Source organism: Nocardia sp. NPDC060249 (assembly GCF_042728755.1).
Classification (GTDB): Bacteria; Actinomycetota; Actinomycetes; order Mycobacteriales; family Mycobacteriaceae; genus Nocardia.
The window spans coordinates 1-20,103 of the sequence record NZ_JBHXAQ010000003.1 but is presented as its reverse complement, the minus strand read 5'-3'; the positions used below and the strand labels follow the sequence as shown (position 1 = coordinate 20,103).

Sequence of the window (20,103 nt, the reverse complement as noted above, 5' to 3'; positions counted from 1 at the left end):
GGGGACCATGTGCGGAATCGTGGGGTACGTCGGATACCGGGATGCGCTGGGCGTTGTCGTCGACGCGCTGCGACGCATGGAGTATCGCGGATACGACTCCGCGGGGGTCGCGATCCTCGACGGAAACGGTGCTCTCGCGGTCGAACGCAAGGCCGGGCGGCTGGCCAATCTGGAAGCCGAACTGGACGAGGCGGGGACCGGGCGTTTCGCCGGGTCGACCGGGATGGGCCACACCCGCTGGGCCACCCACGGCGCGCCGACCGACCGCAACGCGCACCCCCACCGCGACGTCTCCGGCAAGCTCGCCGTCGTCCACAACGGCATCATCGAGAACTTCGCGCCGCTGCGCCGCGAGCTGGAGGACGCGGGCGTCGAGCTGGCGAGCGACACCGATACCGAGGTCGCGGTGCACCTGGTCGCGCGCGCGTACGCCGACGGTCCCACCGCGGGCGAGTTCACCGCGAGTGTCCACGCCGTGTTGCAGCGGCTCGAGGGCGCGTTCACGCTGGTGTTCACCCATGCGGACCACCCCGGCACGATCGTGGCGGCTCGCCGGTCGACGCCGCTGGTCGTCGGGGTCGGCGAGGGCGAGATGTTCATCGCCTCCGACGTCACCGCGTTCATCGAGCACACCCGCGAGGCGGTCGAGCTCGGTCAGAACCAGGCCGTGGTGATCACGAAGGACGGCTACAGCGTCACCGACTTCGCGGGCAACACCGACGGGGTGGTCAGCAGGCCGTTCACCATCGACTGGGACCTCGCCGCCGCCGAGAAGGGCGGCCACGACTACTTCATGCTCAAGGAGATCGAGGAGCAGCCGACCGCGGTCGCCGACACCCTGCTGGGGCATTTCGTCATCGACGAGAAAGGCGGCCGGATCGTCCTCGACGAACAGCGCCTCGCCGACCAGGAGCTGCGCGAGTTCGACAAGGTGTTCGTCGTGGCGTGTGGCAGTTCGTATCACGCGGGCCTGCTCGCCAAGTACGCCATCGAGCACTGGACCCGGGTGCCGGTGGAGGTGGAGCTCGCCAGCGAATTCCGTTACCGCGACCCGGTTCTGGACCGATCGACGCTGGTGGTGGCGATCTCGCAGTCCGGTGAAACCGCCGACACGCTCGAGGCGGTGCGCCACGCCAAGGAGCAGAAGGCGCGCGTGCTGGCCATCTGCAACACCAACGGGGCGCAGATTCCGCGCGAGTCCGACGCGGTGATCTACACCCGGACCGGGCCCGAGATCGGTGTCGCCTCCACCAAGGCGTTCCTGGCGCAGGTGGCCGCCAACTATCTGGTCGGTCTGGCCCTGGCGCAGGCGCGCGGGACCAAATACCCCGACGAGGTGGCGCGCGAGTTCGCCGAACTCGAGTCGATGCCGAAGCTGATCGCCCGGGTGCTCGAGACCGCGCCGCAGGTGCGGGCCATCGCGCGCGAGCTGGCGCACGTGCCGACGGTGCTGTTCCTCGGTCGTCACGTGGGCTACCCGGTGGCGCTCGAAGGCGCGCTCAAACTCAAGGAACTGGCCTACATGCACGCCGAGGGCTTCGCCGCGGGTGAGCTCAAGCACGGGCCGATCGCGCTGATCGAAGAAGGTCTGCCGGTGATCATCGTGATGCCGTCGCCGAAGGGGCGCGCGGTGCTGCATTCCAAGCTGCTCAGCAACATTCGTGAGATCCAGGCCCGTGGTGCCAGGACGATCGTGATCGCCGAAGAGGGCGACGACACCGTGCGCCCGTTCGCCGACGACCTGATCGAGATCCCGGCCGCCCCGACCCTGTACCAGCCGTTGCTGTCCACGGTGCCGCTGCAGATCTTCGCCGCCGAGGTGGCCCAGACCCTGGGCTACGACGTGGACAAGCCCCGGAACCTGGCCAAGTCGGTCACCGTCGAATAAGGGCTTGCCGCCGGTCTCGGCCGCGAGGCCGGCGGGTCACTTGACGGTGATGGATCCGCGCATGTCCGGGTGCAGGGTGCACATGTAGCGATAGGTGCCAGGTTGGGTGAAGGTGTAGGACCATTCGCCCTTGTCGAAGATGGGACTGTTGAGGCCCATCGCCTTGTCGCCGATGCCCTGCACGTTGTGCGGCACCTTGTCGGAGAACTTCCAGGTGACTGTCTCGCCGACCTTGATGGTGGCATCGGCGGGGGCGTAATTCATGCCGCCGACCTCGACCGTGAGGTTGGTGGGTGGGTGCTGCTGGGTGGTGGTCGTGGTGCTGACCGGGCGGGGTTTGCGGGTTGTTGTGGTGGCGGCGTTTCCCGAGTCGCCGGAACAGCCGGCGGACAACAGGGCGGCGGCCACGACTGTTCCGGCGACAAACCGGACGGATGCGGCGCGGTGACGAACCATCGACATGGGTGTGGAGCGTAGTCTGCGAGCGACCCCGGGCCGGTCGGCGGCCCGTTTCGGGCAGCTGGGAGGCGACTATGTCGGATCGGCGTGGCTACTACACCGTCGACGAGGTGCGGGCGGCGGAAGCCGAGCTGTTCACGCGGGTGCCTGCGGGGATGCCGATGCGACGGGCGGCCTTCGGACTGGCCGGGGTGGTCGTCGACGAAGTGCGGTCACTGACCGGGGGCGTGGTCGGGCGCACCGTCGGATTGCTGGTGGGGTCGGGGGACAACGGTGGGGATGCGTTGTGGGCGGGGGTTTTCCTGCGGCGTCGAGGGGTTCGGGTATCGGCTGTCCTGCTCGATCCTGAACGGGCGCATGGGGAAGGGCTTGCCGCGTTGCGGGCGGCTGGGGGGAGGGTGGTGGATCGGCTCGATTCTGTTGATCTGGTGATCGATGGGATCGTGGGGATTTCCGGGCGGGGTCCGTTGCGGCCCGGGGCGGCGGAAATGGTTGCTGCCCTCGATGTTCCGATCGTCTCCGCTGATCTGCCCAGTGGGGTCGATCCCACTACGGGGGCGGTGGACGGGCCCGCGGTGACGGCGGATGTGACGGTCGCGTTCGGCGCCTATAAACCGGTGCATGCGTTGGCTGTCCCACGGTGCGGGCGGATTGTGTTGGTGCCGATCGGATTACGGCTTCCGGAGGCTGGGCTGGCGCAACTCGATCCGGGGGCGGTGGGGGCCGGGTGGCCGGTGCCGGGGCCCGCTGATGACAAATACAGTCAGGGGGTGACGGGGGTTTGCGCGGGGAGTGCGAAGTATCCGGGGGCGGGGGTGCTGTGCACAGGAGCCGCGGTGGCGGCGACCTCGGGGATGGTTCGGTATGTGGGCTCCGATACCGAGGTCTTGGAGAACTTCCCCGAAGTTGTCGCCAGTGCGTCGATGTCGGAGACCGGGAGGGTGCAGGCCTGGGTGGTCGGGCCGGGCGGTGGTACTGATCCGGGGGCCAGGGATCGGCTGGCCGAGGTCCTGGGTACTGATCTGCCGGTGTTGGTGGACGCGGATGGGTTGACGATTCTCGCCGAGGAACCGGGGCTGGTGCGGGGGCGCGCCGGGGTGACGGTGCTGACGCCGCATGCGGGGGAATTCGCTCGGCTGACCGGGGGCGCGGTGGGGGCGGATCGAGTGGGGGCGGTTCGAAGGCTGGCCGAGGAGTGGGGGGTGACTGTTCTGCTCAAGGGACGGGCAACGGTGATCGCTTCGCCGGGGCAGGCGACGCTGGTCAACGACGCGGGTGGGGATTGGGCCGCTACCCCGGGGTCGGGGGATGTGCTGTCGGGGATTATCGGCGCGTTGCTCGCTGCGGGGTGTGAGGCGGGCTGGGCCGCGGCTGCGGGGGCTCGGGCGCATGCACTGGCGGCGAATCTGGCTGCTCATGGGGGACGGGAGGCGGGGGCGCCGATTTCCGCTACGCCGTTGCTGGGGCATGTTCGGGGCGCGGTGCGGGTTTTGCGGGAGGTCGGTGGGGGCCCGGGTTGGTAGTCCCGGACGAAGCCGAGCACTGGTAGTCCCAGGACGCCCCAGGTACGGGGTATTCGGCGGGTCCTGGCACGATCGGGGGTGTGAATGCGCAAGTGGAGACGGTCGTCGACTTGGATGCCATTGCTCACAATGTGCGGGTGTTGCGGGAGTACGCGCACGGGGCTGCTGTGATGGTGGTGGTCAAGGCCGACGGGTACAACCATGGGGCGGTGGAGGTGGCTCGGGCCGCGTTGGGGGCGGGGGCGCGGGAGCTGGGAGTGACCACCGTGGGCGAGGGGCTGGCCTTGCGGGCGGCGGGGATCACGGCGCCGGTGCTGTGCTGGCTCAATACTGTCGACGCTGACTACGCGGGCGCCGTGGCGGGGGATCTCGAGATCGGAGTGTCGTCGCTGGCGCAGTTGCGGGCGGTGGAGCGGGCCGCGGTGGCGGCGGGGCAGACCGCGACGGTGACGTTGAAGGTGGATACCGGGCTCAATCGCAACGGGGTGTCGGTGACCGAGTACCCGCAGGTCTTGCGGGCGGTGCGGGAACTCGTCGACGGGCAGGTGGTCCGGTTGCGGGCGATCTTCTCCCATCTCGCGCACGCCGATGAGCCGGGGCATCCGATGGTGGATCGGCAGCGGGACCGGTTCGTCGAGGCGATCGCGCTGGCCAAGGAGCACGGTCTCGAACCCGAGCTCGTCCACCTGTCGAATTCGGCGGCCACCTTGACCAGACCGGATCTGCGGTTCGACATGGTTCGGCCGGGTATCTCGGTATACGGGCTTTCGCCCATTCCGGAGCTCGGACAATTCGGTCTGCGGCCCGCGATGACATTCCAGGCGGAGGTCGCGTTGGTGAAACAGGTGGCGGCGGGGGAGGGCGTGTCGTACGGGCACCGGTGGGTGGCACCGCGTGACACCACGGTCGCGCTGGTGCCCGCGGGATATGCCGACGGTGTATTCCGGTCGCTCAGTGGGCGTTTCGAGGTGTGGTTGGGCGGGGCGCGACACCGTAATGTCGGACGGGTGTGCATGGACCAGTTCATGGTTGACCTCGGCGACAACCCGGACGGCGTGCGCGAGGGCGACCACGCGGTGCTGTTCGGCGGCGGCGCGGGACAGCCACACGCGCTCGACTGGGCACGGGCGCTGGACACGATCGACTACGAGGTCGTCTGCGCGCCGCGTGGACGTGTGGTCCGTCGTTACGTGGGTACCGGCCGATGACCCGGCGCACGGTGATCCGCCGCGGTGGTCTGGCGACCGCGGGGCTGCTCGCGGGCCTGGCCATCGCCCATACCCTGCGCCAGATCGGCGCGCGGGTGATGTGGCCCGCCGAACGCGACGAATACCGGGACGAGAACTTCGCCCTGATCGATGAGGACGAACCGGGCATGGTGCTCGCCGACGACGGCGTGTCGCTGGCCACCCGCACCTTCGGTGACGACTCCGCCGAGGTCACGGTCGTTTTCGTGCACGGCTTCTGCAACAGCATGGAGTCCTTCCACTTCCAGCGCCGCGATCTCGCGCAGCAGTGGGGGTCGCGGGTGCGGATGGTGTTCTTCGACCTGCGCGGACACGGACGCTCCGGCACACCGAGCACCGACAGCTGCACGGTCGCCCAGCTCGGTCGCGACCTCGCCACGGTGATCCGTGAGTGCGCGCCGATGGGACCGGTGGTGCTGGTCGGGCATTCGCTCGGCGGGATGGCCGTGCTCGCGGCGGCCGCGCAGTTCCCCGAACTGTTCGCGGCGCGGGTGCGCGCGGTCGGGCTGCTGAGCACCGCCGCCGCGGAGGTGACCGCGACCGGGATCTCGCAACTGATCCGGCATCCCGCGGTCGACGGCTTCCGGTTGGCGGTGCGGACGGCGCCGACGCTGGTGCAGTTCAGCCGCAGCGCGAGCAAGCAGGTGGTGACGCCGATCCTGCACGTGAGTTCGTTCCACGGCCCTGTGAGTCCGACGCTGTCGCGATTCACCACGATGATGATCGACCGCACACCGGTCGGCACCATCGAAAAGTTCCTGAAAGCGATTGAGCTGCACGATGAATCCGCCGCACTGTCCGTCCTGGACGAGCTGCCGGTACTGATCCTGGGCGGTGCGCACGACGTGGTGATCCCGTTCCGCAACTCCCGCGAACTGGCGGCGGAACTGCCGGGCAGCGATCTGGTCCGGGTGGGTGGGGCGGCGCACATGCCGCACCTGCAGTTCCCCGAGGTGAGCCTGGCCGCACTCGACCGGCTGCTGGCGCGCGCGGGATTCACCGGCAGCCACGGTGAGGAGGCCGTCGGTGGCTGACCCGCACCAGCGCGTTCTCGACACCGTCGAGGACACCGAAGCGTTCGGCCGCGAACTGGCGGCCACCCTGCGACCGGGTGACCTGGTCGTGCTCGACGGCCCGCTCGGCGCCGGTAAAACCGCTTTGACCAGAGGAATCGCCGCCGGACTCGGTGTCGCGGGCCGGGTCAGCTCACCGACGTTCATCATCGCGCGGGCGCACAAGGCCGGCGTGCGGCCGGACGGCACGCCCGGGGTGGCGATGGTGCATGTCGACGCCTATCGCCTCGCGGGCGACCTCGACGAACTGGACTCGCTCGACCTCGACACCGACCTGCACCACGCGGTCGTCGTCGTGGAATGGGGCAAGGGGGTCGTCGAACACCTCGCCGACCGGCACCTGCGAGTGCAACTCGCCCGGGAGCCGGAATCCGATGTGCGCACGGCGATCTGGGAATGGATCGAATAACGCGCGATCACCCGCGCACCGGTGCGCGCCGAGCGCCGATACCACCCGGTATTGTTGAGACAATCATGCTCGTACTAGCAGTCGACACCGCGACACCCGCCGTTACAGCGGGATTGGTGCACCTGTCACCTGCCGGTGAACCCGGCACCCGGCCCGCCGTGGCGACGCTCGCTGCCCGCGTGAAGGTCGACGCCCGCGCGCACGCCGAGGTCCTCACTCCGCAGATCCTGGAGTGCCTAGCCGAGGCGGGGGTGCGCCGCGACGAGCTCGACGCGGTGGTCGTCGGGCTCGGACCTGGACCGTTCACCGGGCTCCGTGTGGGAATGGCCACCGCGGCCGCCTTCGGTGACGCGCTCGGGTTACCCGTGCACGGGGTGTGCAGTCTCGACGCCATCGCCGCCGACACCATCGGTGAGAAGCGCGATCCCGGCGAGCTGTTGGTGGTCACCGACGCGCGCAGGCGCGAGGTGTACTGGGCCAAGTATCTGAACGGGGCGCGGGTCGCCGGCCCCGAGGTGAACAAGGCCGTCGACGTGCCGGTGGGTGAGGCCGCGGCGATCGCCGGGTCGGCCGCGCACGTGGACTTCTTCGATCTGCCGGTGCTGCCCAGCGAGACGCCCTCGCCTGCCGGGCTGGTCACTGTCGCGGCGTCGGCGCTGCTGGCGGGAGAGACGCCGCAAGCGCTGGTGCCGCTGTATCTGCGCAGGCCCGATGCGGTGGAAAACAGTTTCCGCACACTCGACCGGACCGGGGCGTGAGTGCCGTGACCGAGTACCTGATCGCTCCCATGACGCTGCCCGATATCGACCGCTGCGTCGAACTCGAGCACCTGCTGTTTCCCGAGGACGACCCGTGGCAGGCGGTGTCGTTCCGGTCCGAGCTGGCCGGCGGGCACAACCGCTACATCACCGCGCGTACGGCCGACGGGGTGATGGTCGGCTACGCGGGCATCGCCCTGCTCGGCGACGACGCCCACCCCGAGGCCGAGGTGCACACGATCGGCGTCGACCCGGAATGTCACCGGGCCGGCATCGGCACACTGCTGCTCGAAGCGCTGCTGGCCACGGCGGCCGAACGCGGTGGGCCGGTGTTCCTCGAGGTGCGCACCGACAACGCTCCCGCCATCGCGATGTACGCCAAGCACGGGTTTCACATCATCGGGCTGCGCAAGAACTACTACCACCCCAGCGGTGCCGACGCGTACACGATGCGCCGTCCGGAACTGACCGCCGCGGCCGATGAATGGGCCGCGCGCGGTCGGCAGGACGAGGTGTTGTCGTGATCGTCATGGGGATCGAAAGCTCGTGCGACGAAACGGGAGTCGGCATCGTGCGCCGTCATTCCGACGGCTCCGTCGAGCTACTCGCCGATGAGGTGGCCTCCAGCGTCGACCAGCACGCCCGCTTCGGTGGCGTGGTACCCGAGATCGCCTCGCGCGCGCATCTCGAGGCGATCGTGCCCGCGATGCGTCGTGCGCTGGCGACCGCGAAGATCAGCAAGCCCGACGCGCTCGCCGTCACCATCGGGCCGGGGCTGGCCGGTGCGCTGCTGGTGGGGGTGGCCGCAGCCAAGGCGTATGCGGCGGCGTGGGATGTGCCGTTCTACGCGCTCAACCACCTCGGTGGGCATGTGGCGGTCGATACGCTCGAGCACGGGCCGATGCCGCCCGCGGTGGCGCTGCTGGTGTCCGGTGGGCACACGCATCTGTTGCAGGTCACGGATCTCGGTGAGCCGATCACCGAACTCGGTAGCACCGTCGACGATGCCGCGGGCGAGGCGTTCGACAAGGTCGCGCGGCTGCTCGGTCTCGGATATCCCGGCGGGCCCGCCCTCGATGCCGCCGCCACCTCGGGCGATGCGCGGGCGATCGCCTTTCCCCGTGGCATGACCGGGCCCCGTGACGCGCGCTACGACTTCTCCTTCTCCGGCCTCAAGACCGCGGTGGCCCGCTACGTCGAGGCCGCGCAGCGTCAGGGCATCGCGCCCGACCAGCTGCCCATTCCCGATATCGCCGCATCCTTTCAGGAGGCGGTCGCGGATGTGCTGACGATGAAGGCGGTTCGCGCGGCAACCGACATCGGTGTCGACACGATCGTTCTCGGGGGTGGCGCCACCGCCAACTCGCGCATTCGATCACTCGCCGAAGAGCGGTGTACCGCCGCGGGTTTGACGCTTCGGGTACCCAAGCCACGGCTGTGCACAGACAACGGTGTGATGATCGCGGCGCTGGGCGCGCATGTGATCGCGGCGGGTGCGCAGCCTGCTGAACTGACTGTCGCCACGGATCCGGGGCTGCCGGTCTCGGTGAGCGCCCTGCGCGGCTAGGGTCCGTCCTACCCGGCCGTACGGCACCCCTGAAGGACCCCGTCATCGGTCCGCCTTGCGCTAATCGGTCGGCGGTAAGGGGATTTCGTCCGTCGCGGTGGCCGACGGGATCGGCAGGGTGCTGTTGGCGGGGACCTGCGTGGGGGAGGTGTTGGGGGTGGAGGGACGTTGTCCGCCGCCGGAGGAGCCGCTGTCCAGGCGACCGAGGGGGGACTCGGGGTAGGGAATCTGCGGCAGATTCGGATCGGGGCGCAGGGTGGGGGCCGTGGGCGCGGCGGGCGAGGTGGCGTTCGGGCTCGCCGGCGGTGCCGGCGCCCCGGTGGTGGCGTTGGGTGCTTCGGTGGCGGGCGGGGCGACCGTGGCGCCGGTGCGTTCGGTGCTCTCGCGATTGGCGGGGCCGGGTGCCGGTGAGGGCACCGGGGGTAAGGGTGATTGACGCACGGTGCTGCTCGTGCCCGCGGGGGTGACATCGGGGGCGTCGGGCGAGACCGCCTGCACGCCGTAGCCGATCACCAGGCCGACCACCACGACCGCGCCGACAAGGGTGCCGACGACCTTGGCGAAGGTGCCGCTCGGTGCGTCGGCGTGCGTGCCGCCCGACAGCCCGGACGGCGCGGCGGCGTCGGCGACCAGCGCGGCGCCCTTGGCGATCACGGCCTCGGGGTCGGGCACGGTGAACACGGGGACGTCGAGGCGCGAGTCGAGAATGTCGATGACACACGGGATATTGGCGCAACCGCCGATCACGGCGACCGCGTCGGGGTACTTCGGCGCGCGGGTGAACACCGACGACGAGAACAGCGCGATATTGCGCAGCAGGCCGTCGATGAGCTCCTCGAAATCGGGACGGGTGAGCTCCAACCCCTGTCCCGCGACATGATCGATGGTGACCACGGGAGCCAGCGACAGGTGTTCCTTGGCCGCGCGGCCACGGTTGGTCAGCGTGGTGCGGTTGGGCCGGGTGCCGCGTCGGGCGTAGTGCAGGTCGACCAGGTGGTGGTAGATCAGCTCGTCGATCGCGTTGCCGCTCAGCGTCGGCGTCCGTTCGGTGTGCAGCACCGCGTTCTCGGTGTAATCGGCCACGGTGACGGTGAGTCCGGTCGCGCCGAGGTCGATCACGGCGACGGTGGCGTAGCGGTCGAGCAGGCCGGTGTGGCGCAGATAGGCGAGGGCGGCGGCGCCCTCGGTGACGAGCCGCAGGTCACGGTGGCGCGTGGTGGCCGCCCGAATGGCTTGTGCCTGTTCCTTGTTGCGGTAGGCGACGGCGACACTGGTCGGTGGACGCGACCGGACGGACTCGGCGCGACGGTGGCCGCCGGAATAGCGGCCGAGTGGTTCGCCCGCCATCGCCGCCTGTGACACCGGCAGCTGGGTGGTCATCAATTCGATCGAGGACGACACGAGATCGCCGAGATCGGAATGTGCCTCATCTGCGGAAACGACCCGGTAGTCGAAAGTCTGCTCGCCCGCGGGCCCCGTCGCGACCAATGCCGAGCACACCACCTCGTTCCCGGCCGAGATGCCGAGGGATGTTCGCATGTTCACCTCCCTTCAAGCCGATGGTGCTCTCCGAGCGGATGGCGCCTTCCTGTGCTATGTCACAGCCTGTTATGCGAACGTTACAGATTGTGGCAGGCGATGTGAAGATCACTGGCGAGTGTGGGCGTGTCGAAAATGCGACATCGGCAGAACCCGACCTTGAGTGCTGGCACTCTCGCGTATAGAGTGCTAGTCGGCACGTACCAGTGGGCATTGCGTAGCTGTACTTGTGCCAAGTCGACTTCTGGGCTTCGGCTCCGGCACCCGCGACGACGGGGCTGTGCGCAGGGTCGCGAGTGACCGAAACCCGGTCCGGGACACCAGTTCCGGACGACCGAATTTCCCCTGAAAGTGGAGGGCTCAACGTGGCGAGCGTGAACATCAAGCCGCTCGAGGACAAGATCCTCGTCCAGGCCAACGAGGCCGAGACGACGACGGCCTCCGGCCTGGTCATCCCGGACACGGCCAAGGAGAAGCCGCAGGAGGGCACCGTCATTGCCGTCGGCGCGGGCCGCGTCACCGATAAGGGTGACCGCATCCCGGTCGACGTCAAGGAAGGCGACGTCGTCATCTACAGCAAGTACGGCGGCACCGAGATCAAGTACCAGGGTGGGGAATACCTCATCCTCTCGGCGCGCGACATCCTGGCCGTCGTCACCAAGTAAGGCCGACGCCGCATCAGCGTTCCGCCCCGGCGTCTTCACAGGCCCGGGGCGGATTGCGTTGCCCAGCGCCTTCGGCGTATCGGCTGGCAAGTGGGATCGAGCGCAGCGTCGAGTTGTGCGCGACATGACTAAGGATTGGAACTTATGCCCAAGCAGATCGAGTTCGACGAAAAGGCTCGCCGGGCTCTGGAACGCGGTGTCGACAAGCTGGCCGACGCCGTCAAGGTGACCCTCGGCCCCCGTGGCCGGCATGTGGTGCTGGCCAAGGCTTTCGGTGGCCCGACCGTCACCAACGACGGTGTCACCATCGCGCGTGAGATCGACCTCGAGGACCCCTTCGAGAACCTCGGCGCCCAGCTCGTCAAGAGCGTCGCCACCAAGACCAACGACGTCGCGGGCGACGGCACCACCACCGCCACCGTGCTGGCCCAGGCCTTCGTGCGCGGCGGTCTGAAGAACGTCGCCGCGGGTGCCAACCCGATCACCCTCGGCCAGGGCATCGCCGCTGCCGCCGAGAAGGTGTCGGAGGTGCTGCTCGCGCTGGCCACCCCCGTTTCCGGCGAGAAGGCCATCGCCCAGGTCGCCACCGTTTCCTCACGTGACTCCGAAATCGGCGAGATGGTCGGTAAGGCACTCACCACGGTCGGCAAGGACGGCGTCGTGACCGTCGAGGAATCCTCGACCACGAACACCGAACTCGTCATCACCGAGGGTGTGCAGTTCGACAAGGGTTACCTTTCGCCCTACTTCCAGACCGACCCCGAGACCCAGCAGGCCGTGCTCGAGGACGCCTACGTCCTGCTGCACCGCGACAAGATCAGCTCGCTGCCCGATCTGCTGCCGCTGCTGGAGAAGATCGCCGAGTCCGGCAAGGCCGTGCTGATCGTGGCCGAGGACGTCGACGGCGAAGCGCTGTCCACCCTGGTGGTCAACTCGATCCGCAAGACCATCAAGGCTGTCGCCGTCAAGGCGCCGTTCTTCGGTGACCGCCGCAAGGCGTTCCTCGACGACCTGGCCGTCGTCACCGGTGGCACCGTGATCAACCCCGATCTCGGCGTCACCCTGCGCGAGGCCACCATCGAGCAGCTGGGTCAGGCGCGTCGCGTCGTCGTCACCAAGGACGAGACCGTGCTGATCGACGGCGCGGGCACCGATGACGAGATCAAGGGCCGCAGCGCGCAGCTGCGTCGCGAGATCGAGGCCTCGGACTCCGACTGGGATCGCGAGAAGCTCGAAGAGCGTCTGGCGAAGCTGGCCGGTGGCGTCGCGGTGATCAAGGTCGGCGCTGCCACCGAGACCGCGCTCAAGGAGCGCAAGTACCGCGTCGACGACGCGGTCGCCGCCGCCAAGGCCGCGGTCGAGGAGGGCATCGTCCCCGGTGGTGGTTCGGCGCTCGTGATCGCCGCTGCCGCGCTGGTCGAGCTGCGTGACTCGTTCACCGGCGACAAGGCTGTCGGTGTCGAGGTGGTTCGCAAGGGCCTCGAGGCGCCGCTGTACTGGATCGCCGGCAATGCCGGTCTCGACGGTGCGGTTGTCGTCGCCAAGGTCTCCGAGGGCAAGGAAGGCTTCAACGCCGCCACCCTGACCTACGGCGACCTGCTCGCCGACGGTGTCGTCGACCCGGTCAAGGTGACCCGTTCCGCCGTGGTGAACGCCGCCTCGGTCGCGCGGATGATCCTGACCACCGAGAGCGCCATCGTGGAGAAGCCGGCCGAGGCCGACGACGACCACGGCCACCACGGTCACGCGCACTGACGCATAACGAAGGCCCCCGGATCGCGAAGGCGGTCTGGGGGCCTTTCGTTGTCCGCTAGCTGGCTACCGGGGGATCTTCGGCATTCAGTGCGGCCAGTAAACGGACGCGCAGGGACGGTGGCGGTGGGGTGGGGGTTGCGGACGCGAGCTGGGCGAGAGCTTCGCGGGTACCGCGAACCTCTCGCAGGAACTGCGTACACAGGGTGGGGTCTTCGGTATCGATGATGGTCTGGATCGCGTGATGGTCTTCGTCGTCGATCAATCCGAGCGCGACGGCGTGCGCGAGATCGATCTGGGCTTCGTTCATCTCACGTCACCCCCAAACTTTTCTTCAGTCGTGTCAATCCGTCCCGAATTCGGGACTTAACGGTCGGTAACCCGATGCCGAGGTATGTCGCTACCTCCGCGTAGGTCCGCCCGCCGTAGTAGGCGAGCGAGATCGCCTCGCGCTGGGTCTCGGTGAGGGTCGAGAGTCCGCGCTGGACGGCCTGTTGTTCTAGTCTGCGTTCCACCTCCTCGGTGACCTCGTCGAATTCGTGGCCGAGCACCCTGATCCCGTACGCGACCTCGCGCTGGGTGTGGGCTTGCTCGGCGCGAACCCGGTCGACCGCGCGCCGGTGCGCCAACGTCATCAGCCAGGTCACCGCCGACCCCTTGGCGGGGTCGAAACTCGTGGCGGTACGCCAGATCTGGAGATAGACCTCCTGAGTGGTCTCCTCCGCGTACCCGGGGTCGTGGAGCACCCGCAGGACCAGGCCGAAAACGCGCGCGGACGTTCGGTCGTACAGCTCGGCAAAGGCCTGCTGGTCGGACAGACCGCATCGTTCCAGCAGTGCAGCTAGCTCGACTCCTTCGGCCGCGCGTGCGGTAACCGCAGAATCCACGCTCGGTGGAAAGGCTTCGCTTCGGAACCCATTCTGTGTCATCGGTCACGAATCTAGCCCGAGGCTATGACCTCCCCGCGACCGGGGGTGCCCTTATTCGGGTGCCAGCTGTTTGCTAGGGATTCGGCGCGCCATGGCCAGCGGATTGGAACAGATTTGCCAACCCGGCCAGACGGGGCTCGCGGGACCTCAGACGGCCATCCGTCGCCGGTTGCGACGAGCGTGCATCTCGCGTTCGGTCTCGGACATACCGCCCCAGATGCCATAGGGCTCGCTGACCTTGAGGGCATGGGTGCGGCACTGCATCAGTACGGGGCAGGCCCGGCAGATTTCCTTGGCGCGCATCTCGCGCGCCGTGCGGGCGCGGCCGCGTTCGCCGTCGGGGTGGAAGAAGACCGCGGAGTCCTGACCGCGGCACGAGCCACGCATCTGCCAGTCCCAGACATCGGCGTTCGGTCCGGGGAGGTGGGTGGGCATGGGCATGTGAACTCCTTGAGGCGCGAGCTCGTCAGCGTTGTCGAGCGAGTGGTGCGGCAGGTCTTCGCGCCACCCGGTTGGGGTGGCCGGCTCGACGGTGCCTGACGGTGCCGCTCGGCGGTCGCTGCGATTTCGCGCGGCGCCAACCGTGGCGATGAGCTACGTTAGGTGCAGGCGGGAATTTCCGTCAATAGTTCGGCGCATGAGTTCAGTAAATCTGCAACGCCGAAATTTAACCTCCTCACTATTTACATTTCATACCCGATCCCTCCATACTGTTTGGTTGGCTATGGATCGGGTGTCTCGGGGTATTCCCGACATGGTGAGTTTTCCCAGGTCGCGCCGGTCGGAGCCGGGTTCGCGCCGGTGGCGCCCGAGGTGAGTGGGTGTGCTGGATCACAGCGGCCGCCGCGGCGGGCCCGCGCGGAGATGGCGAAAACGGGGCGTGAAGGTTAATTGCGCGAAACGCATGTGAATTCGAGACTTTCCGGTAGCGGCATCGGGTAGCGGAGATTTACCTGATGGCAACATCGACACTCGAGGTAAATGCTGATTGTTTGCTGATTGCCCCTCGTTGATCCATAACATGGGAACTGCCCGGGAACGTCGGCGGCTAGAGTCTCGGCGTGCAGACAACGGCCTCACCCGCGGATATCGGTTCCGAAATACTCGCTTCGACGGCTTTCGGGCCCACTCCGGGCCTGGCCGCTACGGAGTTGCCGGAGCCGGCGGACCCGGTGTCGCGGTGGTACCGCGCGGTCGCGCTCGGTGGCCAGGGTCGCTACGCCGCCGCCCGTGCTGACCTGCGGATACTGGCCAGAACGGTGACCGATCCCGGCCTGAAATCCCTGGTCGAGAGCACCCGTGGATCGCTGCTGCGCCAGCTCGGCGATCACGCGGGCGCGGCGGCGTTCGACGGTCGCGCCGCGGCGATCGCGCTCGGCGCCACCGGAGCGTCTCGCGCGCAGGCGCTCGCCGACGCGTATACGGGCCTGGCTGCCGACGCCCTGGGCACCGGTCGGCTCGCGCTGGCCCGAACACTGCTCGGCCGGGTCGAGCCACTGCTCGCCGAGGCACCCGCGCGAGCCGAGGTGCGCTGGCGTTGGGTGCGTGCCGAGACCGCGCTCGCCGGCGGTGCGGCGGACGAAGCGCTCCGCGACGCGGTCGCGGCGGTCGACCTCGCCGCGGCGCTTCCCTCTGTGCGTCACCAGGTGAAATCGGCACTGCTCGTCGCGGCCGCGACAGCCGCGACCGGCGACCTCGCCGGGTCCGCGGAACTGGCCGTGCGGGTCGACGCGGACTGCCGCGAAAACGGCCTTCTCCCACTGCGTTGGGCCACCGCGATGCTGCGTTCGGGAGTCGCCGAACCGGCTCGAGCGCGCGACGCGGCGGACGAAGCCGCAGATCATGGCGCCCGTCTACGGGCCTGGGGTGGGGACATCGCCCCGCTGGGTGCGTGATTGCTCCGGATGATCTTTCTGAGAGCACGGTTAGAAGCGACCACGCCCGCTGGCGGCCGATCCGGGGGTCGCTATTGTTAGTGCCGTTCCGCCCTTTCGGTGGAAGCTCGGTCACATTCGACCGCGCCACTCGTAACGCCAGGAAAATCTCTGACGATGACGCATATGGGCGAAGAGTTGGACCTCGCCGTCGCTGCGGCTGCGCAGGGCGACAGGACCGCTTTAGCTCGGGTATTGGAACTGGTCCGTCCCTTGGTAGTTCGCTACTGCAGGGCCAGGATCGGAGCCGCGGAGCGCGGACAGCTCTCCGCGGACGATGTTGCGCAAGAGGTCTGTTTGGCTGTGATGACCGCCCTGCCCCGCTATCAGGATCAGGGTCGGCCCTTCATGGCCTTCGTGTACGGAATCGCTTCGCACAAGGTCGCCGACGCCCATCGCAACGCCGCCCGTAACAAGGCGGAGGCGATGGCCGAAGTACCAGATGTCATATCCACCGACCACGGGCCGGAACAGCGGGCTCTCGACTCGGAGACGAGCAGGCAGATGAACACTCTGCTGGCAACGCTCCCCGAGAAGCATCGAGAGATCCTGATCCTGCGCTTGGTCATGGGTCTGTCAGCAGAGGAAACCGCAGTCGCCGTGGGCAGCACGGCGGGGGCGATACGGGTTGCCCAGCACAGGGCACTCGCGAAACTGAAGTCACAAGTGGCGAGGGCAGGTGAAATGTATGGCTAGGGATGGCGAGCGCGGTCTAGGCGACCGGAAAGCGTGGCAGCGCGGATCGCACGACAGCGGTCCCTACGCCGCCGAGGATGCCGGTGACTCCGGGCCGGTCGACATTGCGGCGGTGCGCAGCGATGATGCGCTGATCGACGCGATCGCGAGCGATGGTCCGGTGCGTACCGACAGTCCCGAAGAGTTCCAGCTGGCGTCGTTACTCGCGGATTGGCGGGCCGACCTAATGGCCGAGCCGCTGCCCGCGGGCCCTGATCTCGACACCGTGTTCGCGGCCGTCAATCAGGAGATCGGCGCGCGGCAGGTTCGAGTCGGAGCTTCCTCGCGCGGACGTCTACGACTGGTCCGCCCGATTTTCGGGGCAGCGGCGGCACTGGCGCTGGTGTTCGGCGGTATCACGGCCTTCGCTTACAGCGCGGCTCCCGGCGATCCGCTGTGGCGGGTCAAGGAGGTCGTGTTCAGCGAGCAAGCGCAGTCTACCGTCGTGCAGTACGCCGACGAAGATCTGCTCGCCGCACAGAACCTGCTCACCTCGGGCAATCCGGAACAGGCCAAGGCCAGGCTGGAACAGGCTTCGGCCAATGCGGGCCAGGTCGACGACCCGGCCAAGCGTGACGATCTGATCGCGCGCTGGAACCTGCTGCGAGATCAGCTGATCAAGGTCGCCCCGGAGATCGGCGCGCAACTGCCGCCGACCACCACCGCGCCGGCCACCAAGCCGAGCTCGCCCGTTCAGGTCCCGCCTGCGACGAACCCGGGCACCACCGCGCCGGTGGCGCCGACCGGTCCCGGAGCGGGCACCACCGATCCGTCGGCCCCGCCGCCGGTCATCCTGCAGACGCCGGGCCCGGAGACCAAGCCGGTGGCTCCGGTCGAGCCGACCCAGCCGCCGGTCGAGCCGACGCAGCCGACACAGCCGCCGGTGACTCCGCCACCGGCGACCGTCGACCCGACCACGCCACCGACCACCATCGTCGAATCACCGCCGGTCGTCACTGTGCCGACGACGGTGGTCCCGACATCCGCACCCCTGCCGAGCTTGCCGCCCACGCAGCAGGTGCCGCCGCCGGCGACCATCCTGCAGTCGCCGCCCCCGGTGCCCTCGCCGTAGCGCAACGATGAATTGAACAAAGACGAAGGCCCCGAACAGGTTCGGGGCCTTCGTCTTGTGCTGGGGAGGTTCCGGTGCGGGCCCGCGTGCTCGCCCACTCACGCGTGACCGAGAGCGGGGAGCGCGGGCGCCGCGACGACTCAGCTGTGCCGAGCCGCCGGAGAGCTCAGTTGTCGAACCCGTCGAACCCGTCGCCGTGGAACGCCTCGTTCATCGACGCGTCCGCGTAGCCGCGGCAGTAGTCCCACGTGACGTAAGCCTCGGGGGTGGGGTCGTAGGCGGGCTCGTGTGGACGGACGGTGCCGTCGACCAGTAGCTGTAGGAGGTTCGCCCGCAGCATGTCCCAGTCGTGGTAGTGATCTTGCCGACAATCCTCACAGCTGACGACCAGACCGCGGATACCGCGGTGGGCCAGCAGGGCTTCGTATACGGCGAGGTCTGCGAGATCTTCCTCGACCGCGAGGCGCTCATGAGGATCCAACGGCTCACCGGGCTCGATCGCATCGAGCGCGGCAGACGGGTCGGAGGGGTCTCCGGCGAAGGGATCCGGCGGCAGGCCAGGTGGTAGATGGTCACGCACATCCCCACGGTACGCAGTACTCGGTGCATCGCGCCAGCGATGCGGGGGGCAAGTTTTGCGGAAGGGCTCACTTCACAGGCGTCCGCGGGCGCCGGATACCATGGAATACAGGCGTCGGCGACTTTGTTCCAGCCGACCATCCGAAAGCTTTTTCCGCTCGAGCATCGACGCACCGTGTCCATCGCGTCGGTAGCTATGACGACCAGGAGGGGTCGATCCGAATGAGTAATCCCGTGTCGGGCGAACGAATCGCGGTGCGCCCTCCTACGGGGGGCGACGATCCGACCAAGATCGCCATGCTCGGCCTCACGTTCGACGACGTGCTGTTGCTGCCTGCCGCATCGGATCTCATCCCCAGCTCGGTCGAGACTTCCAGCAAGCTGACCAGGGACATCACCCTGCGCACCCCGCTGGTGAGCTCGGCCATGGACACCGTCACCGAGGCGCGCATGGCCATCGCCATGGCGCGTGCGGGCGGGATGGGTGTGCTGCACCGCAACCTGTCGGCCGCCGATCAGGCCGCCCAGGTGGAGACGGTGAAGCGCTCCGAGGCGGGCATGGTGACCGACCCGGTCACCTGTCGTCCCACCGATACCCTCGCCGAGGTCGACGCCATGTGCGCCCGCTTCCGCATCTCGGGTCTGCCGGTGGTGGACGAGACCGGTGCATTGGTGGGCATCATCACCAACCGCGACATGCGCTTCGAGGTCGATCAGGACCGCCGCGTCGACGAGGTGATGACCAAGGCGCCGTTGATCACCGCCCGTGAGGGCGTCACCGCCGAGGCCGCGCTGGGTCTGCTGCGCCGCCACAAGATCGAGAAGCTGCCGATCGTCGACGGCAACGGCAGGCTGCGCGGGCTGATCACGGTCAAGGACTTCGTCAAGACCGATCAGTACCCCAACGCCACCAAGGACCGCGACGGCCGGCTGCTGGTCGGCGCCGCGATCGGTGTCGGCGAGGATTCCTGGTCGCGGGCCATGACGCTGGCCGACGCCGGGGTCGACGTGCTGATCGTCGACACCGCGCACGGCCACCAGTCGCAGGTGCTGCAGATGGTCGCGAAGGTCAAGGCCGAGGTCGGTGACCGGATCCAGGTCGTCGGCGGCAATGTCGCCACCCGCGCCGGTGCCGCCGCGCTCGTCGAGGCGGGCGTCGACGCGGTGAAGGTGGGTGTGGGCCCCGGCTCCATCTGCACCACCCGCGTGGTCGCCGGTGTCGGCGCGCCGCAGATCACCGCGATCCTCGAAGCCGTCGCCGCGTGCAAGGCCGCCGGTGTGCCGGTGATCGCCGACGGTGGCGTGCAGTACTCCGGCGACGTCGCCAAGGCCATCGCCGCGGGCGCGTCCACCGTGATGCTCGGCTCGCTGCTCGCGGGCACCGCCGAGTCGCCCGGCGACCTGGTGCTGGTCAACGGCAAGCAGTTCAAGGCCTACCGCGGCATGGGCTCGCTCGGTGCCATGCAGGGCCGTGGCCAGGCCAAGTCGTACTCCAAGGACCGCTACTTCCAGGACGACGTGCTCGCCGAGGACAAGCTCGTCCCCGAGGGCATCGAAGGCCGCGTTCCGTTCCGTGGCCCGGTCAACCAGGTGATCCACCAACTCGTCGGCGGCCTGCGTGCCGCGATGGGCTACACCGGTTCGCAGAACATCGAGCACCTCCAGGGCGCGCAGTTCGTGCAGATCACCGCCGCGGGTCTCAAGGAGAGCCACCCGCACGACATCACGATGACCGTCGAGGCCCCGAACTACACCGGGCGCGGCTGAGTACAATAGATGCGTTTGTGCGCCGGGAGGTACGCTCCCGGCGCACAAGGGCAATGCAGGCAGGCTCCGAGTCCGCCGCCTACCGGCACTCCCGGCCCCGCACGACCCGACCTCGAGGAGGGTCCGCCGCGAAGCGGCGGTTCGCGGCCGGGTCGCCGGTCAGGCGCCGCCGCGTAGGCGACGAAGGAGCAAGCGGCGGTGCCTGAC

The 20,103-nt window shown here is 68.5% G+C and carries 20 protein-coding genes; 14 read left to right on the top strand and 6 right to left on the bottom strand.

Annotation, left to right across the window (positions count from 1 at the left end; all coding sequences use genetic code 11):
• Positions 1-7: 7 nt before the first annotated feature.
• Entirely contained in the window at positions 8-1,888 is a 1,881-nt protein-coding gene (glmS, locus tag ACFWFP_RS14000; protein WP_379295154.1) for a glutamine--fructose-6-phosphate transaminase (isomerizing), read from the top strand.
• A 36-nt stretch (positions 1,889-1,924) separates the two neighbouring features.
• Here the strand turns inward: glmS and ACFWFP_RS13995 are convergent, their stop codons facing one another.
• A complete protein-coding gene (locus ACFWFP_RS13995) occupies positions 1,925-2,350 on the bottom strand; it encodes a plastocyanin/azurin family copper-binding protein (protein ID WP_379295153.1) in 426 nt (141 codons plus the stop codon).
• A 71-nt stretch (positions 2,351-2,421) separates the two neighbouring features.
• On the opposite strand from ACFWFP_RS13995, the gene ACFWFP_RS13990 reads away from it, so the two are divergent.
• From ACFWFP_RS13990 to tsaD, 7 genes are all read left to right on the top strand, one after another.
• Complete coding sequence (locus ACFWFP_RS13990; RefSeq protein ID WP_379295152.1) at positions 2,422-3,870, top strand: bifunctional ADP-dependent NAD(P)H-hydrate dehydratase/NAD(P)H-hydrate epimerase; 1,449 nt, start codon at positions 2,422-2,424, stop codon at positions 3,868-3,870.
• 71 nt (positions 3,871-3,941) lie between these two features.
• Positions 3,942-5,078, top strand: coding sequence for an alanine racemase (gene alr / locus ACFWFP_RS13985; protein WP_379295975.1), 1,137 nt, complete (start codon positions 3,942-3,944; stop codon positions 5,076-5,078).
• On the top strand, positions 5,075-6,151 hold the full coding sequence (locus tag ACFWFP_RS13980) for an alpha/beta fold hydrolase (protein ID WP_379295151.1): 1,077 nt from the start codon (positions 5,075-5,077) through the stop codon (positions 6,149-6,151). Before alr ends, ACFWFP_RS13980 begins: the two co-directional genes overlap by 4 nt.
• Positions 6,144-6,599 carry a tRNA (adenosine(37)-N6)-threonylcarbamoyltransferase complex ATPase subunit type 1 TsaE gene (tsaE, locus tag ACFWFP_RS13975; protein ID WP_056818220.1) on the top strand — a complete coding sequence of 152 codons (456 nt, stop codon included), beginning with the start codon at positions 6,144-6,146 and terminating at the stop codon, positions 6,597-6,599. The genes ACFWFP_RS13980 and tsaE overlap by 8 nt, the downstream gene beginning before the upstream one ends.
• 65 nt (positions 6,600-6,664) lie before the next feature.
• Entirely contained in the window at positions 6,665-7,357 is a 693-nt protein-coding gene (gene tsaB, locus ACFWFP_RS13970) for a tRNA (adenosine(37)-N6)-threonylcarbamoyltransferase complex dimerization subunit type 1 TsaB (RefSeq protein WP_379295150.1), read from the top strand.
• 29 nt (positions 7,358-7,386) lie between these two features.
• A complete protein-coding gene (gene rimI / locus ACFWFP_RS13965; RefSeq protein WP_379295973.1) occupies positions 7,387-7,881 on the top strand; it encodes a ribosomal protein S18-alanine N-acetyltransferase in 495 nt (164 codons plus the stop codon).
• A complete protein-coding gene (gene tsaD, locus ACFWFP_RS13960) occupies positions 7,878-8,924 on the top strand; it encodes a tRNA (adenosine(37)-N6)-threonylcarbamoyltransferase complex transferase subunit TsaD (protein ID WP_379295149.1) in 1,047 nt (348 codons plus the stop codon). The genes rimI and tsaD overlap by 4 nt, the downstream gene beginning before the upstream one ends.
• A gap of 60 nt (positions 8,925-8,984) precedes the next feature.
• Here tsaD and ACFWFP_RS13955 read toward each other — a convergent pair whose 3' ends face one another.
• Positions 8,985-10,463, bottom strand: coding sequence for an Hsp70 family protein (locus ACFWFP_RS13955; RefSeq protein WP_379295148.1), 1,479 nt, complete (start codon positions 10,461-10,463; stop codon positions 8,985-8,987).
• Positions 10,464-10,828: 365 nt separating this feature from the next.
• Here ACFWFP_RS13955 and groES point away from each other — a divergent pair, with 365 nt between their 5' ends.
• Together groES and groL are read left to right on the top strand one after the other, a co-directional pair.
• Complete coding sequence (gene groES, locus ACFWFP_RS13950) at positions 10,829-11,128, top strand: co-chaperone GroES (RefSeq protein ID WP_056818214.1); 300 nt, start codon at positions 10,829-10,831, stop codon at positions 11,126-11,128.
• Positions 11,129-11,272: 144 nt separating this feature from the next.
• Positions 11,273-12,883, top strand: a complete 1,611-nt coding sequence (groL, locus tag ACFWFP_RS13945) for a chaperonin GroEL (protein ID WP_379295147.1) — start codon at positions 11,273-11,275, stop codon at positions 12,881-12,883.
• A 55-nt stretch (positions 12,884-12,938) separates the two neighbouring features.
• On the opposite strand, the gene ACFWFP_RS13940 is transcribed toward groL, so the two are convergent.
• From ACFWFP_RS13940 to ACFWFP_RS13930, 3 genes are all read right to left on the bottom strand, one after another.
• The gene (locus ACFWFP_RS13940) at positions 12,939-13,190 is read right to left on the bottom strand and encodes a hypothetical protein (protein WP_379295146.1); all 252 of its coding nucleotides are present in this window, start codon (positions 13,188-13,190) and stop codon (positions 12,939-12,941) included.
• Between the two features lies 1 nt (position 13,191).
• A complete protein-coding gene (locus ACFWFP_RS13935) occupies positions 13,192-13,809 on the bottom strand; it encodes a sigma-70 family RNA polymerase sigma factor (RefSeq protein WP_378635331.1) in 618 nt (205 codons plus the stop codon).
• A gap of 147 nt (positions 13,810-13,956) precedes the next feature.
• Complete coding sequence (locus tag ACFWFP_RS13930; RefSeq protein ID WP_022567299.1) at positions 13,957-14,250, bottom strand: WhiB family transcriptional regulator; 294 nt, start codon at positions 14,248-14,250, stop codon at positions 13,957-13,959.
• 620 nt (positions 14,251-14,870) lie between these two features.
• Here ACFWFP_RS13930 and ACFWFP_RS13925 point away from each other — a divergent pair.
• From ACFWFP_RS13925 to ACFWFP_RS13915, 3 genes are all read left to right on the top strand, one after another.
• The gene (locus ACFWFP_RS13925) at positions 14,871-15,704 is read left to right on the top strand and encodes a hypothetical protein (protein ID WP_379295145.1); all 834 of its coding nucleotides are present in this window, start codon (positions 14,871-14,873) and stop codon (positions 15,702-15,704) included.
• Positions 15,705-15,860: 156 nt separating this feature from the next.
• On the top strand, positions 15,861-16,439 hold the full coding sequence (locus ACFWFP_RS13920; protein ID WP_056818204.1) for a sigma-70 family RNA polymerase sigma factor: 579 nt from the start codon (positions 15,861-15,863) through the stop codon (positions 16,437-16,439).
• Positions 16,432-17,550 carry an anti-sigma-D factor RsdA gene (locus ACFWFP_RS13915; protein ID WP_379295144.1) on the top strand — a complete coding sequence of 373 codons (1,119 nt, stop codon included), beginning with the start codon at positions 16,432-16,434 and terminating at the stop codon, positions 17,548-17,550. The genes ACFWFP_RS13920 and ACFWFP_RS13915 overlap by 8 nt, the downstream gene beginning before the upstream one ends.
• A gap of 166 nt (positions 17,551-17,716) precedes the next feature.
• Here ACFWFP_RS13915 and ACFWFP_RS13910 read toward each other — a convergent pair whose 3' ends face one another.
• Positions 17,717-18,130 (bottom strand): DUF5319 domain-containing protein, encoded by a 414-nt coding sequence (locus tag ACFWFP_RS13910; RefSeq protein WP_022567296.1) that lies wholly within the window; start codon positions 18,128-18,130, stop codon positions 17,717-17,719.
• Between the two features lie 221 nt (positions 18,131-18,351).
• On the opposite strand from ACFWFP_RS13910, the gene guaB reads away from it, so the two are divergent.
• Positions 18,352-19,896, top strand: a complete 1,545-nt coding sequence (gene guaB, locus ACFWFP_RS13905; protein ID WP_379295143.1) for an IMP dehydrogenase — start codon at positions 18,352-18,354, stop codon at positions 19,894-19,896.
• Positions 19,897-20,103 lie beyond the last annotated feature (207 nt).

Bases quoted from the DNA above. Each gene is read 5' to 3' on its own strand.
- glmS (WP_379295154.1), top strand. From the start codon at position 8: ATGTGCGGAATCGTGGGGTACGTCGGATACCGGGATGCGCTGGGCGTT.
- ACFWFP_RS13995 (WP_379295153.1), bottom strand. From the start codon at position 2,350: ATGTCGATGGTTCGTCACCGCGCCGCATCCGTCCGGTTTGTCGCCGGA.
- ACFWFP_RS13990 (WP_379295152.1), top strand. From the start codon at position 2,422: ATGTCGGATCGGCGTGGCTACTACACCGTCGACGAGGTGCGGGCGGCG.
- ACFWFP_RS13980 (WP_379295151.1), top strand. From the start codon at position 5,075: ATGACCCGGCGCACGGTGATCCGCCGCGGTGGTCTGGCGACCGCGGGG.
- tsaB (WP_379295150.1), top strand. From the start codon at position 6,665: ATGCTCGTACTAGCAGTCGACACCGCGACACCCGCCGTTACAGCGGGA.
- rimI (WP_379295973.1), top strand. From the start codon at position 7,387: ATGACGCTGCCCGATATCGACCGCTGCGTCGAACTCGAGCACCTGCTG.
- ACFWFP_RS13955 (WP_379295148.1), bottom strand. From the start codon at position 10,463: ATGCGAACATCCCTCGGCATCTCGGCCGGGAACGAGGTGGTGTGCTCG.
- groL (WP_379295147.1), top strand. From the start codon at position 11,273: ATGCCCAAGCAGATCGAGTTCGACGAAAAGGCTCGCCGGGCTCTGGAA.
- ACFWFP_RS13940 (WP_379295146.1), bottom strand. From the start codon at position 13,190: ATGAACGAAGCCCAGATCGATCTCGCGCACGCCGTCGCGCTCGGATTG.
- ACFWFP_RS13935 (WP_378635331.1), bottom strand. From the start codon at position 13,809: ATGACACAGAATGGGTTCCGAAGCGAAGCCTTTCCACCGAGCGTGGAT.
- ACFWFP_RS13930 (WP_022567299.1), bottom strand. From the start codon at position 14,250: ATGCCCATGCCCACCCACCTCCCCGGACCGAACGCCGATGTCTGGGAC.
- ACFWFP_RS13920 (WP_056818204.1), top strand. From the start codon at position 15,861: ATGACGCATATGGGCGAAGAGTTGGACCTCGCCGTCGCTGCGGCTGCG.
- ACFWFP_RS13915 (WP_379295144.1), top strand. From the start codon at position 16,432: ATGGCTAGGGATGGCGAGCGCGGTCTAGGCGACCGGAAAGCGTGGCAG.
- guaB (WP_379295143.1), top strand. From the start codon at position 18,352: ATGAGTAATCCCGTGTCGGGCGAACGAATCGCGGTGCGCCCTCCTACG.